Source organism: Bacillus pretiosus, from assembly GCF_051294775.1.
Lineage (GTDB): Bacteria > Bacillota > Bacilli > Bacillales > Bacillaceae_G > Bacillus_A > Bacillus_A wiedmannii.
In genome coordinates this window covers 1-299 of the sequence record NZ_JBPPHF010000264.1, presented here as the reverse complement: position 1 = coordinate 299, position 299 = coordinate 1, and the positions used below count along the sequence as shown (strand labels likewise).

Annotated in this window: 1 pseudogene; it reads left to right on the top strand. The window is 25.1% G+C overall.

Features of this window, described 5'->3' with window-relative positions:
• Positions 1-25 precede the first annotated feature (25 nt).
• Positions 26-299 (top strand): annotated as a pseudogene (locus ACSG5Z_RS30810) (GGDEF domain-containing protein); the annotation flags it as partial.

Genomic DNA, 299 nt, shown 5'->3' with positions numbered 1-299 from the left:
TATATGAAGTGAGAGAAGACTAGTGATGAACATACTACATTTTTTATTAGAGAATACGGTTTTCCAAAATGTATTTCAAGATCTTCAGTTAAATGTCCTTTATATAGAAAATGGATGTACACATCAAAAAACGATAGAAAATATTCATACTAAATGTATGTTTATAGCAAATAGTTTTGAAGAAGGAGAATTATTGTTTCAGAGAACAAAACCACATATTGTAATTATGTATGTAACAGATTTTTCTCAAATTAAATATATAAAGAATATGTATAATCAACAGAGTACATTTATTCTCA